Source organism: Streptomyces sp. JW3 (assembly GCF_052216785.1).
Taxonomy (GTDB): Bacteria; Actinomycetota; Actinomycetes; order Streptomycetales; family Streptomycetaceae; genus Streptomyces.
The window spans coordinates 1-16,406 of sequence record NZ_JBQOUX010000147.1 but is presented as its reverse complement, the minus strand read 5'-3'; the positions used below and the strand labels follow the sequence as shown (position 1 = coordinate 16,406).

General features: G+C 74.7%; 11 protein-coding genes and 1 pseudogene. 6 read left to right on the top strand and 6 right to left on the bottom strand.

Going from position 1 to position 16,406, the window contains the following annotated elements; genetic code table 11:
• Nucleotides 1–114: 114 nt before the first annotated feature.
• Nucleotides 115–1,200 (bottom strand): beta-glucuronidase AbsR1, encoded by a 1,086-nt coding sequence (absR1, locus tag ACTT8P_RS35230; protein WP_442835868.1) that lies wholly within the window; start codon nucleotides 1,198–1,200, stop codon nucleotides 115–117.
• Nucleotides 1,201–1,309: 109 nt separating this feature from the next.
• Between absR1 and ACTT8P_RS35225 the strand changes: the two genes are divergently transcribed.
• The gene (locus ACTT8P_RS35225) at nucleotides 1,310–3,103 is read left to right on the top strand and encodes a LuxR family transcriptional regulator AbsR2 (protein WP_442835870.1); all 1,794 of its coding nucleotides are present in this window, start codon (nucleotides 1,310–1,312) and stop codon (nucleotides 3,101–3,103) included.
• 27 nt (nucleotides 3,104–3,130) lie between these two features.
• On the opposite strand, the gene ACTT8P_RS35220 is transcribed toward ACTT8P_RS35225, so the two are convergent.
• Entirely contained in the window at nucleotides 3,131–6,058 is a 2,928-nt protein-coding gene (locus tag ACTT8P_RS35220; protein WP_442835869.1) for a CHAT domain-containing protein, read from the bottom strand.
• A gap of 147 nt (nucleotides 6,059–6,205) precedes the next feature.
• Here ACTT8P_RS35220 and ACTT8P_RS35215 point away from each other — a divergent pair, with 147 nt between their 5' ends.
• From ACTT8P_RS35215 to ACTT8P_RS35205, 3 genes are read left to right on the top strand one after another with little or no spacing between them, the layout of a single operon-like run.
• Nucleotides 6,206–7,639 (top strand): S8/S53 family peptidase, encoded by a 1,434-nt coding sequence (locus ACTT8P_RS35215; RefSeq protein WP_442835867.1) that lies wholly within the window; start codon nucleotides 6,206–6,208, stop codon nucleotides 7,637–7,639.
• Between the two features lie 59 nt (nucleotides 7,640–7,698).
• The gene (locus tag ACTT8P_RS35210) at nucleotides 7,699–8,274 is read left to right on the top strand and encodes an RNA polymerase sigma factor (protein WP_442835866.1); all 576 of its coding nucleotides are present in this window, start codon (nucleotides 7,699–7,701) and stop codon (nucleotides 8,272–8,274) included.
• On the top strand, nucleotides 8,271–8,750 hold the full coding sequence (locus ACTT8P_RS35205) for a hypothetical protein (protein ID WP_442835865.1): 480 nt from the start codon (nucleotides 8,271–8,273) through the stop codon (nucleotides 8,748–8,750). The genes ACTT8P_RS35210 and ACTT8P_RS35205 overlap by 4 nt, the downstream gene beginning before the upstream one ends.
• An 8-nt stretch (nucleotides 8,751–8,758) precedes the next feature.
• Here the strand turns inward: ACTT8P_RS35205 and ACTT8P_RS35200 are convergent, their stop codons facing one another.
• The 4 genes from ACTT8P_RS35200 to ACTT8P_RS35185 form a co-directional block, all read right to left on the bottom strand.
• Nucleotides 8,759–9,982 (bottom strand): cytochrome P450, encoded by a 1,224-nt coding sequence (locus tag ACTT8P_RS35200; RefSeq protein WP_442835864.1) that lies wholly within the window; start codon nucleotides 9,980–9,982, stop codon nucleotides 8,759–8,761.
• Between the two features lie 69 nt (nucleotides 9,983–10,051).
• Nucleotides 10,052–10,849 (bottom strand): N-formylglutamate amidohydrolase, encoded by a 798-nt coding sequence (locus ACTT8P_RS35195; RefSeq protein WP_442835863.1) that lies wholly within the window; start codon nucleotides 10,847–10,849, stop codon nucleotides 10,052–10,054.
• A 117-nt stretch (nucleotides 10,850–10,966) separates the two neighbouring features.
• The gene (locus tag ACTT8P_RS35190; protein ID WP_442835862.1) at nucleotides 10,967–13,186 is read right to left on the bottom strand and encodes an NADP-dependent isocitrate dehydrogenase; all 2,220 of its coding nucleotides are present in this window, start codon (nucleotides 13,184–13,186) and stop codon (nucleotides 10,967–10,969) included.
• Nucleotides 13,187–13,222: 36 nt separating this feature from the next.
• Nucleotides 13,223–14,371, bottom strand: a complete 1,149-nt coding sequence (locus ACTT8P_RS35185) for a mechanosensitive ion channel family protein (RefSeq protein ID WP_442835861.1) — start codon at nucleotides 14,369–14,371, stop codon at nucleotides 13,223–13,225.
• Between the two features lie 337 nt (nucleotides 14,372–14,708).
• Between ACTT8P_RS35185 and ACTT8P_RS35180 the strand changes: the two genes are divergently transcribed.
• Both ACTT8P_RS35180 and ACTT8P_RS35175 read left to right on the top strand, forming a co-directional pair.
• Nucleotides 14,709–15,908, top strand: coding sequence for an AAA family ATPase (locus ACTT8P_RS35180; RefSeq protein ID WP_442835860.1), 1,200 nt, complete (start codon nucleotides 14,709–14,711; stop codon nucleotides 15,906–15,908).
• A 43-nt stretch (nucleotides 15,909–15,951) separates the two neighbouring features.
• Nucleotides 15,952–16,406 (top strand): annotated as a pseudogene (locus ACTT8P_RS35175) (hypothetical protein); the annotation flags it as partial.

Sequence of the window (16,406 nt, the reverse complement as noted above, 5' to 3'; positions counted from 1 at the left end):
CCCCCCCCCCCGCGGCGCGGCCGAGTGCGTTTCCCTCCCCCGAAGGCAACGCACCCGGCCGCATCCCCGGCGCCGGTCTGCGGCGCTCCCCCTCCGGTGTGGCGGTCCGTGCTGTCACCAGCACATGACCGCCGTCTCGCCCGGACCCCACGCGGAGTACAGGCGGACCCGGACGACGTAGCGGCGGCCCTTGACGAGCCGTGTTCCTATCGTGGCGTTGTGCGGCGTACCGCCGTCGTCCTCGCCGGCCAGGTAGCGGGGCTCGCCGTCCCGCTCCTCGAAGACCACGACGACGGTGTCGCCCTCCCCGAAGACCCCCACGGTGTAGTCGCGGGTCTCCGGCGGATCGATGACCAGGTCGGCCTGCTCACCCGCGCCCAGCCCGAGCGGTACCGAACGGAACGGCACCAGCGCGGCCGGACCGCCGGGCCGGGCCGGCGGATACCAGCGCAGCACGAACTCCTTGTCGGCGGCCGACAGCGTGCCGGGCGGGTGCAGCCCCCCGCGGTACTGCTCCGGCTCCAGCACCAGACCCGACGGGAACGGATACTCCATGATCGACTGCGGGTCCCAGACGACCCCGTTGACCTCGTCCGCGTCCAGCTTGCGCAGGATGTTGAAGTACGTCCGGTCCCGGCTCCAGTGGTGGGGCGGCCCGGACAGCTCCGTGTAGACGGCCTCGTCGTCCCAGTGCAGCCCGGCGAACGGGCTCTGGTGCTCGTGCAGCATCCCCAGGGCGTGCCCGATCTCGTGCAGCGCCGTGCAGCGGTCGCCGGACGCGGCCAGGTCCCAGCCGAAGTTCATGGTCCGCTCGTTCAGCCCGACCCTGAGCGCGTCCTTGCCCACCGCCGACCAGGAGCCGTCGCCCGCCTGGAAGCCGATCCGCAGCTCGGCCTCCGAGCGGTCGCCGACCTCGGTGAACACCAGCCCGATACCGAGGTCCTGCCACTCACGGAAGCAGGAGCGCACCAGGTCGCGCTGCTCCTCGCTCCCGACCCACGACACCCGGCGGGTACGGCCCGTACCCGGGACCGTGATGACCGAGGCGTCGTCGGCACCGTCGAAGAAGTAGTAGTGCAGCACGGTGCCGTTGACCCACATCCGCCGTCCGCCGACGAGCGCGCCGAGCCGCTCGGCGGCCAGCCCCGGCGCCAACGCGGGGGCCGGCGCCTGCGGAAGCGAGCAGTAGCGGGCGGTCATGTGATCAGCGTGCCGTCCGGGCGGCCCCGGCGCCTGAGTCGAGGGCTACTCAACTGCCCCTGTATCAGAACTGAGCAACCGGACTCTCCTTGTCGTGACGACTTTCGACATGACGTCCCCGCAGCGGGGAGCGACGACGCCGCGGGGCGGGACCTGGCCGTTCACCGGACGCGCGGACGAACTGGAGCTGGTGCGCCGCTCGGTGGCCGCGGGCCGGCCCGGACTCGTGGTCACCGGCCCGGCGGGCCGCGGCAAGACCCGGCTGGTCACCGAGGCGGTCGCCGGCACCGACCACGTCCGCGCGGCCGGCACGCCCGAGACCCGGCACCTGCCGTTCGCCGCCTTCGCCCACCTGCTGCCCGAGGGCGTCACGCTGCCCCGCGCCGTCCACCTGCTCTCCGGTGTCCGGCTGCTGCTGGTGGACGACGCCCATCTGCTCGACGACTCCTCCGCCGCCCTGGTCCACCAGCTCGCCGTGCACGGCCGCACCCGGTTGCTGGTCGTCGTCACCGACACCGCCGCCGCGCCCGAGGCGGTCGCCCGGCTGTGGACCGGCGAACTGCTGCCCCGCCTCGGCCTCGGCCCGCTGCCCCGCGAGGAGACGGCCGACCTGCTCACGGTGGCCGTCGGCACCGCCCCCGAGCCGCTCACCGCCGACCGGCTGCACCGCCTGTGCCGCGGCGACCTGCGGCTGCTGCGCGAACTGCTCGGCGCGCTGCGCGAGCAGGGGCCGTTCGGCACGGTCCAGGACACCGGCGAGTGGTCCTGGCGCGGCCCGCTGCCGGTCACCGCGACGCTGCGGGAGCGCACCGCGCCGGTCCTCGACCGGGTCCCGCCCGGGCAGCGGGAGACCCTGGAGCGGCTGGCCTTCGCCGAACCCCTGGCGCCGGCCCTGGACGACCTCGACCTGGACGTGCTGGAACGGCTGGAGACCGCGGGCCTGGTCCAGGTCGACGACGAGCACGGCACGGTCCGCCTCGCCCACCCCCTGCACGGCCCGGTACTGCGTGCCACGGCCGGCCGGCTGCGGGCCCGGCGGCTGACCCGCGCCCCCGGCGGCTGCGGACGCGCCCTGGAGGCGGAGACGGCCGCCCTCGTCCGGCGCGCCGAGCGGGCCGACGTACGCGACACCGCGGCGCCGGTGGGGGAGTGGCTGGTCGCCGAGGGGGCCCGGGTACCGGCCCGGGACGCCGCCGTGCGGGCCCGGCTGGCCAGGCTGCGCGGCCGGCTGCGGGAGGCCGCGGCCTGGGCCCGCGAGGGTCTTCGGACCGCGCCCGGCGACCCGGCCTGCCGTACCGAACTCGCCCTCGCCCGCGCCCAGTCCGGCGAGGCCGTGACCGACGCCGGGGCCGCCGTCTGGTCCGCCGCCGCGCGCGGCGACCTGGCCGCGGCCCTGGCCGCCGTCGGCGACGACGCCTACGACGCCGTACGGCTCGGCGCGCCGGGGCCCGCCGCCGGGCGGCTGACCGGGGTGTTCGCCGCCCACGCGGACGCCCTCGCGCGCCGCGACGGGGCGGCCCTGGACCGGGCCGCCGGGGAACTGGAGCGGCGCGGCTTCCTGCTGTTCGCGGCGGAGGCGCGCGCCCAGGCGGCCCGCGCGCACCGGGACCCCGGCGCCGCGCGCACCGCCCGGACCCGGGCCGTCGCCCTGGCCCGCCGCTGCCAGGGCGCCCGGACCCCGGCCCTGTCCGGCCTGGTACTCGGCGAACTCACCGCCCGGCAACGGCAGATCGTCACCCTGGCCGCCGCCGGACTCTCCAACCGGCAGATCGCGGAGCGGCTCACGCTCTCCGTCCGCACCGTCGGCAACCACCTCTACAGCGCCTACGCCCGCCTCGGCGGCGGCGACCGGGGCACGCTGCCGCGGCTGGTGGAACCGTCCCGGGCGCGCACCGCCGCCTGACCGGGCGGGCTCGGCGTCCGGCCCGGCTCAGGCCGCCCCGAACGCCGAGAACGCCCAGCCGGTGGCCTGGTGCACCGCGTCGCCCGGCAGCGCGGCCCGCGCGTCGCGCAGCGCCTCCGCCAGCGACAGCCCGGCGTCCAGGCCCTTGTGCAGCGCGAGCATCAACGGCACCACCGCGGCGTCGTTGACCGGCGCGCTGCACGCCACCACGCCGGCCGTGCCCAGCGGCAGCAGCGCGGTGACCAGGCCGAGCAGTTCGTCCGCGCCCACCGACGCGAACCGGCCGGTGTCGCAGCAGGACAGGATGATCCGGTACGGGCTGCGGTCCAGGCGTTCGAAGTCGTGCACGATGAGCGGCCCGTCGGCCATCCGCAACGACGAGAACAACGGGCTGTCCGCCCGGAACGTCCCGTGCGCCGCGATGTGCGCCAGCGCGGCCCCGTCCAACTCCCGCAACACCTGGGGCACCCGCGCCCCGTCCCCCTCCAACACCATCGGCGCACCCCGCGCGTGGGGATGCTGGGACGCCTCCGGGCGACCCTCTTCGCCGGGGCTGTCGGGGGCGCCGGTCGCGTGCGTCGCGTGCGCGAGCCGGGGCGCTGCCGGGCCGTCCTCCTGGCCGGGGAACGCGAGGTGGCCTCCGTCGCTCCGGGGACGGGGGCCGTGGTCCTCCAGCGTGCCGGTCGCGTGGGCGAGCCGGGCGGTCGCCGTGCGGTACTCCTCGCCGGGGAACGCGGGCGGGCCCCCGGCGCCCCGCGGGTGGGGTCCGTCGTCTTCCAGCCGGCTCGGCGCGCCGCGCGGGTGGGGGATGGCCGGGGCCGGCGCGCCGGCGTACGCGTCACCCGGGCGCGCGGCCCGACCGCCGTAGCCCTCGGCGAGGAGCGGGACCTCCGCGCCGCCACTGGCCAGACCCGGGCCGCGGACCAGGACGTGCCGGCCGCCGGGCGGCGGCGCGGTCTCGCGGGCGCGCAGCCAACTGGTCGCCGACGGCGAGACGCTGAGCACCCGCTCGCGCAGCGCCGGCAGCAGCGCCCACGGCACCCGGTGCAGCCGTCCCGGCGGCACGACCACGACCGGCCCGGTACCGAGGTGCTCCGCCGCCGGACCGAGCAGCAGCTCCTCCAGGCGCCGCCCCGCGGCCTCCACCACCGGCAGCCGGGCCTCCGCGCCCGGATGGGCCAGCCGCCGCAGCCCGGCCTGGACGTGCTCCGCCTCCCGCTCCGCTTCCGCCAGCAGCCCCGCCTCGAACCGCCGCACCCGCCCCTGCCCGCACAGCAGCACCTGCACCCGGCCGTCCAGCACCGCCAGCTCCACCAGCCGTACGTCCCCGCCGAGCGCCGTCAGCAGCCGGCCGACGTCGAACCGGTCGCCGCCGCCCGGCGCCTCCCCGCGCATGTGCAGCGTCCGCGAGCGGATCTCCCGCTCCAGGCGCCGCTGTTCGCGCTCCAGCGCCGCCACCGGACGGCCGTCCATCCGGGCCTCCTCGGCGCGCGCGGCGATCTCCCGGAACGCGGTCAGGTCACTGAGCAGCACCGGGTCGGCCGGCGGCCGGGCCGGCGGCGCGGTCAGCACCGTGGCCCGCCACCGCTCGCTCCACACCAGCAGCCGCCGCGGCCCGCCCGAGGCCAGCGACGCCTCCTGCGCCAGCGCCGCCAGCTCCGCGCCCTGCGCGGTGGCCCGCGCCCGCAGTTCCGAGGCACCCAGCGTCATCCGGTGGTCGTCCAGTACGTCCAGACCGCGCCGGCAGGCCTCCAGCACCCCGCGCGTGGAGCCGGCCGCCCGGGCCCGCAGCGCCTGCGCCGCCCAGCCGGTCATCCGGGCCAGCGGCGGCCCGCCGCGCCGGCTGCGCGCCGCCACCGCCAGATGCCGCTCCGCGTCCGCCGTCCAGCCCAGGTCCAGCGCGATCCGCCCGGCCAGCAGCGACGCCTCCGGCGCGGCCGGCGCCCCGAAGGAGGCCAGCTTCTCCGCCACCGCCGCCGCGTCCGCGACCAGCCGCCCCGAACCCCGCCCGGCCGCCACCCGCGCCTCGATCAGCACCAGCCGGGCATGCGTCTCGTACCAGGTGCGCCGCTGCGCCGCGAACAGCCGCACCGCGACCGCCGCCCGCGCTATCGCGGTCTGCGCGTCGCCCCCCACCCGCGCCGCCTTCGCCGCGACCAGCAGCAGCTCCGCCTTGCGGGTGGACTGCCCGCCCATCCCGTCCAGGACCGCGATCGCCTGGTCCACCTCGGCCAGCGCCTCCGGCGCCAGCCCGGCCGCCAGCATGACCTCGCTGCGCCGGATGTTCAGCATGAACATCGGCGTGCCCAGCGCCGCGTACCGCTCGCTCGCCTCGTCCAGCAGCCGCAGCGCCGCCGGCACGTCCCCGGACCGGAACGCCGCCAGCCCCCGGCTCTCCACCGCGTCCGCCTTGTCGTGCTCCTGATCGGTGCCGCCCCACAGCTCCTCCGCCGCCGCGAAGTCGGCCTCCGCCCGCTCCACCGCGCCCAGCGCCAGATGCACCGTGGCCCGCAGCGTCAGCGCCCGCGCCGTCCAGATGACGTCGCCCGCCTGCCGCAGCACGACGATCGCCCGCCGGACGTCCTCCAGCGCCTGCCCGTGCCGGCCCAGCACCCACCACGCGTACGCCCGCCGGAACAGCACCCGGGCCCGGGTGTGCCCGGTGCCGCGCGCCACGCCCCGCTCCAGGGCGGCCAGTCCCTGCCGGGTGCGGCCGGTGTGCACCAGCGCCACCCCGAGCGTGGCCAGCACATCGGCTTCCCGTTCGGGTGAATCCGCCCGGGCCGCCAGATCGCGGGCGCGGCGCAGATGGGCCAGCGCCAGCCGGGTGTCGCCGAAGTCCCGCTGCCAGATGCCGATCACCTGGTGGGCGATCGAGGCGTGCAGCGCCGGCGGAGCGGTGTCCAGCAGCCCTTCCGCCCGCGCCAGTGCCTCGTTCGGGGCCGCGAACACCATCGGCAGCAGATCGAAAACCGAGTCGCTTCCCGCTGTCACCTCAAGGATGGTAGTGCCAGCGCACCACGTCACACAGGTGCGGGTCTGTATCAATCGGCCGCCTTCGGACTCTGATTGACGAACGCCGCCTCAGGGGGAGGATCCGCCATGGCACCACAGCGATTCCGCGAGCAGTTCGGCCACATCCAGCGCTCCATGCCCGACGTCCCGCTGGCGATGGGACCCGACGACTCCGCCGAGTTCCTCTACGAGAAGGGCGTCGTCCTCGCCCGCGACGGGGAGGAGGCGCGCGTCGTCGAGGACACCGTGCGCGCGCACTTCACCGCCGCCGCCGGGCTGACCGCCGACCACGTGCGCCGCGCGAGCGCCGAGACCAACCGCTCCGGCATCACCCGCATCCAGGTCGGCGACCCCGGCCAGGGCACCGCCGCCGGCGACCCGGCCGTCGCGAACGCGCTGCGGTCGCTGCGCGCCGCCGAGGGCCGCGCCCAGCGCCGCCTGGTCAGCCGCAACCACGTGGTGCACATCGCCGTCAACGCCTGTCCCGGTGACGAACCCGTTCCGGTGCCGCGCACCGAACCGCCCAACCCGGCGGCGGCCGGCACGCCGTACGACCCCGACTCGGCGGTCGGCGTCCTCGTCATCGACACCGGCCTCATGCGCGACTACCGCTCCTACCCGCCGCTCGCGCACACCCGCGGCGACCTCCAGATCCAGGAGTGCGACGACGCGGGCTGCCTGCTCCAGTACGTCGGCCACGGCACCTTCATCGCCGGGCTGCTCGCGGCCGTCGCCCCCAACACGGACATCACGGTACGCAACACCCTCAACGACGCCGGGGCGATCCTGGAGTCCGAGTTCGGCGACAAGCTCTTCGAGGCCGTCGACCAGGGCGGCTGGCCCGACGTCATCAGCCTCTCCGCCGGCACCCCCAACGGCCGCACCGACGGCCTGCTCGGCGTGCACGCCTTCATGGAGGAACTGCGGGCGCGGGGCACCCTGCTGGTCGCCGCCGCCGGCAACAACGCCAGCGCCACGCCGTTCTGGCCCGCCGCCTACGCCGACCTGCCCGGCTGGGAGGACTCCGTGCTGTCGGTCGGCGCGCTGCGCGGCGACGGCGAGTTCGGCGCCTGCTTCTCCAACCACGGCGCCTGGGTGAAGGCGTACGCCCCCGGTGAGCGCCTCACCAGCGCCCTCACCGGCTTCGAGACCCCCGTCCCGTACGTCTACCAGCACTCCACCTACGACGCCTGCCGGTACGGCTTCGGCTACGCCTGCACCTGCCAGGCGCCCCGGCACACCGGGCTGCTGAGCGAGCCGGGCGAGGCACCCGGCAAGCCGGACCAGGTGATGTTCGAGGGGTACGCGCAGTGGAGCGGGACCTCGTTCGCCGCCCCCGTGGTCGCCGGTCTGATCGCCGCGCACATGACGGCGCACAAGGAGACCGACGCCCGCGCGGCCCGCGGCGGACTGCTGACGGCGAACACCGAGTACGCGGAGGTCCGCGGCGCCCAGGTGCCGGCGCTGCTGCCGCCCACCTGGCGACCGGTCCCCGTCGACTCCCCGGCCGACGGGACATGACGGGCGGAACGGCCCCCTCCACGGCGTACGATGACGTGTCGTACACGAGGGGTGGGGCCGTGGACCGTAGTGATGTCGGGGCGCTAGTCCAGTCCGCCGCCGACGGCGACGCGGCGGCCTGGAAGGCGCTGGTGGAAGGACTGGGCCCGCTGGTGTGGTCCGTGGCGCGGGCGCACCGGCTGTCCGACGCGGACGCGCACGAGGTGTACCAGACCGCCTGGTTCCGTTTCGCCCAGCACCTGGGGCGGCTCCGGGAACCGGAGAAGGCGGGCTCCTGGCTCGCGAGCACCGCGCGCAACGAGAGCCTCAAGGTGCTCAAGGCGGCCCGTCGGTGGACGCCGACGGACGACCCGCAGCTGCTCGACCGGGTCAGTGACGAACCCACGCCGGAGGAGTCGGTGCTCGACTCCGAGGAGGCCGCCGCCCAGAGCGAGCGCGTCCGGTGGCTGTGGCAGGAGTTCGAGGAACTGGGCGAGCGGTGCCGGCAGGTGCTGCGCGTGCTGATGGCGTCGCCGCCGCCCAGCTATCAGGAGGTGTCGGCGGCGCTGGGAATCGCCGTCGGCAGTATCGGACCGATGCGCCAGCGCTGTCTGAGGCGCCTGCGGGCGCGACTGGAAGCCCGGGGGGCGGCATGAGCGAGATGCGTGACGGCAACGACGAGGCCATGGACGGCGGCGCGTTCGACGACTCGCTGCTGGAGGAGGAGCTGCGGCAGGCGGCCGGCATCCTGGACCCGATACCGGCCGAGCTGAGCCGGATCGCCGTGGAGGCGTTCGCGCTGCACGGCCTGGACGCCTCACTCGCCGAGCTGACGTTCGACTCGCTGGTCGACGCGCTTCCCATCCGGGGGGAGACCGACTCGCCGCGGATGCTGACCTTCCGCGCCGGGGAGGTGAGCCTGGACGTCGAGGTGAGCGCCGAGGGCCTGTTCGGACAGGTGCTGCCGCCGCAGCCGGCCCGGATCGAGGTGCTGAGCGGCCCCCGGGCGGCCCGGCCGCTGGCCGCCGACGACATGGGACGGTTCACCGGCGAGGCACCGCCGTCCGGCCCGTTCGCGCTCAGGCTGCGGGCCGGCGGCGAGGTCGTCGTCACCGAGTGGCTGCGCGCCTGATCTCCGTGTCACCAGGCACAGGGCAGGGTCCGCGGGCCGCGGATCATGGTCCGGCGCCGCCAGGCCACCTGGTCGGCGCCGCCCGCGAGCCGCAGTCCGGGCAGCCGGTCCAGCAGGGTGTCCACGAGCAGTTCCAGCTGCATGCGGGCGAGTACGGCGCCGGTGCAGTAGTGCGGCCCGTTGCCGAACGCCAGGTGCGGGCCGGCGTCCCGGCCGGGGTCGATCCGGTCCGGGTCGGCGAAGACGTCCGGGTCCCGGTTGGCGGCCAGGTAGGAGACGTAGACGGGGTCGCCCGCGCGGATGCGGTGGCCGCGCAGCTCGACGTCCTCCCGGGCGATCCGGGCCAGGCCCACCGACGAGCGGTGCGGGATCCAGCGCAGCAGCTCGTCCAGGACGGCGCCCCGCTCCGCGGGCCGCTCCCGCATCCGGGCCAGCAGCTCCGGGCGGGTCAGCAGCAGGTACAGCATCTGGCCGCAGTGGTGGGTGACGGCCTCGCCGCCGATCTGGAGCGGGCCGGCCAGCCCGACGGCCTCCTGCTCGGCGACCTCGCCGCGCGCGACGGCGGCACCGAGCAGGGAGTAGACATCCGCGCCGGGATCGTGCGCGCGGGACCGGACGGTCCCCGTGATCCAGTCGTAGAGATCGTTCTTGGCCCGCTCGGCGCCCGCCACCCCGCCCGAGGTGGAGATGATCTCCCGGGTCCAGGAGTGCACCCGCTCCCGGTCGGCGGCCGGCACCCCCATCACCTCGCTGACGACGGCGATCGGGAAGGGTTCCAGGACCCGTTCGACCAGGTCGGCCGGCGGTCCGTCCCGCACCACGCCGTCCACCAGGGTGTCCAGCATCCGCTGCGCCCGGGGCCGCAGCCGCTTCATCGCCGCCACGGTGAACGCCCCGGCGACCGCCCGCCGCAGCCGGTTGTGATCGGGCTGGTCGGCGAAGGCGAGCGAACCGGGGCGGGGCTTGAAGTGCGGTGCCATCCGCGTCACCTGACGCCGCGTCACCTCGGCCCGGCCGAACCGCGGGTCGTTGGTGATCAGCTTCACGTCCTCGTGCCGGGTGGCCAGCCACGCCCAGCCCGCACCGTGCGGCAGCCGGATCCGGGTCAGCGGCCCCTCGCGCATCAGCTCGGCGAGCACCGGGTCGAAGTCCGTACCGTCCAGATCGAGCGCGGGCCAGTCCCGCACCGGGGGCGGGGTCCGTTCGGTGAGCGTGCCGGTCTCCTGAGTCATCCCCCCACCTTCACCGGGCCCCCGCCCCCTGTCGCGCCGGAGTGCTCCAGCCGGTGGCCGCCCAGGTGGTCAGGGGGAGGCCAGGTCGATGAGCTCGGTCAGGGCCGTGGCGAGCCGGGACAGCCCGGGGCCGGCCGGGCCGCCCGGCTCGGTCAGGTACGTGTCCCGGCGGATCTCCACCATCAGCGCGCCGACCTCGGCCCGCCGCCGGTAGAACTCCAGCGGTACGTACGTCCCGCTGAACGGGCTGTCCAGCCCCGTCCCCCCGCACCCGGCGAACGCCGCCCGCGCGGCGGCGAGCAGCGCGGGCGGGGTGTGGAAGGCGTCGGTGCCCAGGCAGACCGGCGGGCGCGGGCCGGCGCCGTGCAGTTCGTAGGGCAGCGGCTCGCTGGGGTAGGAGTGCACGTCGACGATCACCGCCCGGCCGGTGGCGGCGAGCCGGTCCGCGACCGCCTCGGTCATCGCCCGCGCGTACGGATGGAAGTACCGCTCGACCAGCGGCCCCGGGTCGGTGCCGGCGGCCCGCAGCACCGCGCGGTGCGTGGTCCGGGTGTACACCGCGCCCATTCCGACGGCCGCCATCTCCTCCCGCTCGTCCGGGAACCGTTCCGGGTCGACGACCAGCCGCGACAGCCGGTTGACGAACCGCCAGGGCGTCACGCGCGCCCGGTCGGCCGCGGCCTCGGCGATCCGGTCCGTGTGCGCGTCGGTGATGTGGTCCAGCTCCCGCGCCAGCTCCGCGTCGTCGAGCACGAGCCCGGCCCGCACCTCGGGCGGGATCGACCGGGCGGAGTGCGGCACGTGCAGGATCACGGGGGAGTGCGCGGCGCCGGGCAGCAGTTCGAAGGGGGACGGCGCGTCGATCAAGACTGCTCCGGGGACGGGGACGGGGACGGCAGGCGCCGGTGGTGACAGACGGGCACCCCGCCGCCACCGGAGTGGAGACGGGGTGCCCGCGAGACGCTCCCGGATGGGAGCCGAGGATCAGGCGAGGGACGCCAGCGCCTCGTTCCACGTCGTCGACGGGCGCATGACCTCGGCCGCCCTGGCCGGGTCGGGCTGGTAGTAGCCGCCGATCTCGGCCGGGGTGCCCTGGACGGCGTTCAGCTCCTCGACGATCTTCGCCTCGCCCGCGGTGAGCGTCTCGGCGAGCGGGGCGAACACCTTGGCCAGCTCCGCGTCGTCGCTCTGCCCGGCCAGCTCCCGCGCCCAGTACAGGGACAGGTAGAAGTGGCTGCCGCGGTTGTCGATGCCGCCGACGCGGCGGGTCGGGGACTTGTCCTCGTTGAGGAAGGTCGCCGTCGCGCGGTCCAGGGCGTCGGCGAGGACCTTGGCGCGGCTGTTGCCGGTGGCCTCGGCGAACTGCTCCAGCGAGGGCACCAGGGCGAAGAACTCGCCGAGCGAGTCCCAGCGCAGGTAGTTCTCCTTGACCAGCTGCTGCACGTGCTTCGGCGCGGAGCCGCCGGCGCCCGTCTCGAACAGGCCGCCGCCCGCCATCAGCGGCACCACCGACAGCATCTTGGCGCTGGTGCCCAGCTCCAGGATGGGGAAGAGGTCGGTGAGGTAGTCGCGCAGCACGTTGCCGGTCACCGAGATGGTGTTCTCGCCGCGCCGGATGCGCTCCACCGACAGCTTGGTGGCCTCGACCGGGTTCAGGATCCGGATGTCCAGGCCCTCGGTGTCGTGCTCCGTCAGGTACGCCTCGACCTTGGCGATCAGGTTGGCGTCGTGGGCGCGGCCCTCGTCCAGCCAGAACACGGCCGGGTCGCCGGTGGCGCGGGCCCGGGTGACGGCCAGCTTCACCCAGTCGCGGATCGGGGCGTCCTTGGTCTGGCAGGCGCGGAAGATGTCACCGGCGGAGACCGTCTGCTCCAGGACGGCGGTGCCGTGCTGGTCGACCAGCCGGACCGTGCCCGTGGTGGGGATCTCGAAGGTCTTGTCGTGGGAGCCGTACTCCTCGGCCTTCTGCGCCATCAGACCGACGTTCGGGACCGTGCCCATCGTCGACGGGTCGAAGGCGCCGTTGGCCCGGCAGTCCTCGATGACGGCCTGGTAGACGCCCGCGTAGGAGGAGTCCGGGATCACCGCGAGGGCGTCCTGCTCCTGGCCGTCCGGGCCCCACATGTGCCCGGAGGTGCGGATCATGGCCGGCATGGAGGCGTCGATGATGACGTCGGAGGGCACGTGCAGGTTGGTGATGCCCTTGTCGGAGTCGACCATCGCCAGCTCCGGGCCCTCGGCCAGCTCCGCGTCGAAGGACGCCTTGATCTCGGCGCCCTCGGGCAGCGACTCCAGGCCCTTGTAGATGCCGCCCAGACCGTCGTTCGGGGTCAGCCCGGCCTTGGCGAGCGTCTCGCCGTACCGCGCGAAGGTCTTCGGGAAGAAGGCGCGCACCACGTGACCGAAGATGATCGGGTCGGAGACCTTCATCATCGTGGCCTTCAGGTGCACGGAGTACAGGATGCCCTCGGCCTTGGCACGGGCGACCTGCGCGGTGAGGAACTCGCGCAGCGCGGCGACGCGCAGCACCGAGGCGTCGACCACCTCGTCCTTCTTCACCGGGACGGACTCGCGCAGCACGGTGGTGGTGCCGTCGTCGCCGACCAGCTCGATCCGCAGGGTGCCGTCCGCGGCGACCACCGCGGACTTCTCGGTGGAGCGGAAGTCGTTCTCGCCCATGGTCGCCACGTTGGTCTTCGACTCGCCGGACCAGGCGCCCATGCGGTGCGGGTGGTTCTTGGCGTAGTTCTTCACCGAGGCCGGGGCGCGGCGGTCGGAGTTGCCCTCGCGCAGCACCGGGTTGACCGCGGAGCCCTTGACCTTGTCGTAGCGGGCGCGGATGTCGCGCTCCTCGTCGGTCTTCGGGTCGTCCGGGTAGTCCGGCAGCGCGTAGCCCTGCGCCTGAAGCTCGGCGACGGCGGCCTTGAGCTGCGGGATCGACGCCGAGATGTTCGGCAGCTTGATGATGTTGGCCGCGGGGGTCTTGGCCAGCTCGCCCAGCTCGGCGAGGGCGTCCGGGATGCGCTGGTCCTCGGTGAGGTACTCCGGGAACACGGCGATGATGCGTCCGGCCAGCGAGATGTCCCGGGTCTCCACGGGAACGCCCGCCTGCGAGGCGTACGCCCGGACCACCGGCAGGAAGGAATACGTTGCCAGGGCCGGGGCCTCGTCAGTGTGCGTATAGATGATGGTCGAGTCAGTCACCGGTGCTCCGCTCCACGTCTGCAACATTGCTCGACATCAAGATATCTCGTGACCGGCCTGGTCTCGACAGGGGTCCGCCGTGGATTCGCCCACTGTTTGCGGCGCGCCGCCCGCGGGCGGCCGCGGCGGGCTGGTGCGCTGCTGCGGGAAGACCACCGCGCCCTGCTGGAGGGCGACCGTCCGGGCGGGGGAGGGGATGCGGATGCCCTCCTCGCGGTAGCGCCGGTGCAGCCGCTTGATGAACTCGTGCTTGATCCGGTACTGGTCGCTGAACTCGCCGACGCCCAGGATGACGGTGAAGCCGATCCGGGAGTCGCCGAAGGTGTGGAAGCGGATGGCCGGCTCGTGCTCCGGGACGGCGCCGGTGATCTCCGTCATCACCTCGGTGACGATCTCCGCCGTCACCCGTTCCACCTGCTCCAGATCGCTGTCGTAGGCGACACCGACCTGGACGGTGATGGTCAGCTCCTGCTCGGGCCGCATGAAGTTGGTCATGTTCGACTTGGCGAGCTGGCCGTTCGGGATCACCACCAGGTTGTTGGACAGGTCGCGGACGGTGGTCTGGCGCCAGTTGATGTCCTCGACGTAGCCCTCCTCGCCACTGCTCAGCCGGATGTAGTCCCCGGGCTGCACGGTCTTGGAGGCGAGGATGTGGATACCCGCGAAGAGGTTGGCCAGGGTGTCCTGGAGCGCCAGGGCGACGGCGAGGCCGCCCACGCCCAGGGCGGTGAGCAGCGGGGCGATGGAGATGCCCAGGGTCTGGAGCATCACCAGGAAGCCGATGGCCAGCACCAGCACCCGGGTGATGTTGACGAAGATCGTGGCGGACCCGGCGACTCCGGAGCGGGACGCCGTGACCGTCCGCACCAGCCCGGCGATCACCCGGGCCGCGGACACCGTCACCACGAAGATCAGCAGGACCTGCAACACCTGGTTGACGGTGTGCTGGACCGGCCCGGTCAGCGGCAGTGCCGCCGCGGTCGCCGCGACGCCGCCCGAGACCGCCGCCCACGGCGCCACCGTGCGCAGCGCGGCCACGATCACGTCGTCCCCGCTCCAGCGGGTGCGGTCGGCGTGCCCGGCCAGCCAGCGCAGCAGCGTGCGCAGCAGGAAGGCGGCCAGCAGCCCGGTGGCCAGCGCGATGCCGGCCACGACCAGGTCGTTCGCGGTGAGGTCGCGGGTCACCGGTCACCTCCGGGGACGCAAGCGGCGGCGAGAGTGCTCGCCGACGGCCGGATGCGGGGTTGTGTCACGTCGTCACCTGTTCGATTTCGGTTGGGCGTTCACGCCGCTCGGCAACCTGTTCGAGCGGCGACCGCTCATCCTGCCGCATCCCGGCCGGTGGACCGTACCGCGCCGGCCGGCCGGGGGTGGTGCGTCGGCCACCGGGCCGGTACGAACGACGGGCCCGGGTCTGGTCCATCCGCGTTATGTTGCCCGGGCGGGCGACTGATGGCGTCGGGCGGCGTCGGGCGGCGGGGCGAGGGTTCCGAGGGTTCGAGGGTTCGAGGGAGAGGCGTAGATGGGGGCACAGGACGCGCGGGACACGGCCGCGCGGCTGCGGGCGATCAGCGACGAGCTGTCGGACCGCTTCTACGAGCGGGACGACGTGGTGCGGACGCTGGTGGTGACGCTGCTGGCCGGTCAGCACTCACTGGTGCTGGGCCCGCCCGGCACCGCCAAGTCCGAGCTGGCCCGGGAGCTGACCGGCCGGGTCGAGGGGGCGTCGTACTGGGAGATCCTGCTGTCGAAGTTCACCGCGCCGACCCGGATGTTCGGCCCCATCGACGTGGCCGCGCTGGCCCGGGGCGAGTACCGGCAGGTCTACGAGGGCCGCGCCACGACCGCGCACGTGGCGTTCATCGACGAGATCTTCAAGTGCTCCACGGCCGCGCTCAACGAGACGCTGGGCTATCTCAACGAGCGGATCTACCACCCCGAGAACGGCGGCGAGCCGATCCGCTGCCCCCTCATCGGCGCCATCACGGCCAGCAACGAACTGCCCACCGGCGAGGACTCCGCCGCGATCTACGACCGGCTGCTGGTCCGCGTCGAGGTCGGCTACCTGGCCGACCCCTCCAACTTCGCCGCGCTGGTCCGCTCCGCCGTCAGCCGCCCCGAGCCGCCGGTCCGCACCACCGTGGCGCTGGCCGCGCTCCAGCAGGCCGTGACCGAGGCGGTGCCGGACGTGGCGGTCCCGGACCCGGTGGTCGACGCGGTGTGCACCCTGCGGGCCGCCCTGCGCCGCAAGGAACTCATCGCCTCCGACCGCCGCTGGCGCCAGGCGGTACGCCTGCTCCAGGCGTCCGCCTACCTCGACGGGCGTCCGGCGGTCGCCGCGAGCGACCTCTCCGTGCTGACCCATGTGCTGTGGGACTCGCCCGCCCAGCGCCCGACCGTCGAGCGGGAGGTGCTGCACCTGGTCAACCCGGACGCCAAGGAGGCGCTCGACCTCGCCGACACCCTCGATGAGCTGGAGGCCCAGCTCGACGCGATGGCCGGGCAGTCCCGCGAGGCGCTGAGCGAGTGGGTCATCAAGCACGCCCACCACAAGCTCGCCACGGCGGGTAAACGGCTGGAGAAACTCCGCGCGGAGGCGGCGGGCGCGGGCCGTTCCACCACCGCCATCGACCGCGTCACCGGCCGCCGGCGCGCGGTCCGCGCCCGCGTGCTCACCGAGGCGCTGGGCGTGGACGCGAGCATGGTGCAGGCGCAGTTGTGAACGGCCATGTGTGCACTGACGCGAGCCTGACGCGGGTCCGGCTGTGAACGGCGATGCGACCACCCTCGGTGAGCTGGCGGACCGGGCCGATACCTGGCTCGGCCGGTCCGCCGGGGCGCCCGAGCGGCACACCGCGGCCGTGGTCGCCGACCGGTTCGCACGGTTCGCCTGGCGGGACACCTACCAGCAGTCGGCCGGTCTGCGGGAACTCGCCGCGGAACTGACCGAGGGCCACCCGCACGCCACCGACCTGCTGGCCGACGTGTTCCTGGCCGCGTACCAGACCGTCCCGCGGCTGCGGGAGCGCGCCGAGATGGACCCCACCCGGCTGGTGAACCACCAGCTCGTCACCGCGCTGGTGGAGTCGGCGGACTTCGCCGGGCTGCGCCAGGAGACGGCCGGCGACCCCTACGCCGCCGCCATGGCCGTACTCGCGCAAGGCACCGCACTGCGCCGGCTGCTGGCGCGGGCCCGGGACGCCCAGGCGCGGGCCGAGCG

Coding starts and splice junctions, on each gene's coding strand:
- absR1 (WP_442835868.1), bottom strand. CDS start 1,200: ATGACCGCCCGCTACTGCTCGCTTCCGCAGGCGCCGGCCCCCGCGTTG.
- ACTT8P_RS35225 (WP_442835870.1), top strand. CDS start 1,310: ATGACGTCCCCGCAGCGGGGAGCGACGACGCCGCGGGGCGGGACCTGG.
- ACTT8P_RS35220 (WP_442835869.1), bottom strand. CDS start 6,058: ATGGTGTTCGCGGCCCCGAACGAGGCACTGGCGCGGGCGGAAGGGCTG.
- ACTT8P_RS35215 (WP_442835867.1), top strand. CDS start 6,206: ATGGCACCACAGCGATTCCGCGAGCAGTTCGGCCACATCCAGCGCTCC.
- ACTT8P_RS35205 (WP_442835865.1), top strand. CDS start 8,271: ATGAGCGAGATGCGTGACGGCAACGACGAGGCCATGGACGGCGGCGCG.
- ACTT8P_RS35200 (WP_442835864.1), bottom strand. CDS start 9,982: ATGACTCAGGAGACCGGCACGCTCACCGAACGGACCCCGCCCCCGGTG.
- ACTT8P_RS35180 (WP_442835860.1), top strand. CDS start 14,709: ATGGGGGCACAGGACGCGCGGGACACGGCCGCGCGGCTGCGGGCGATC.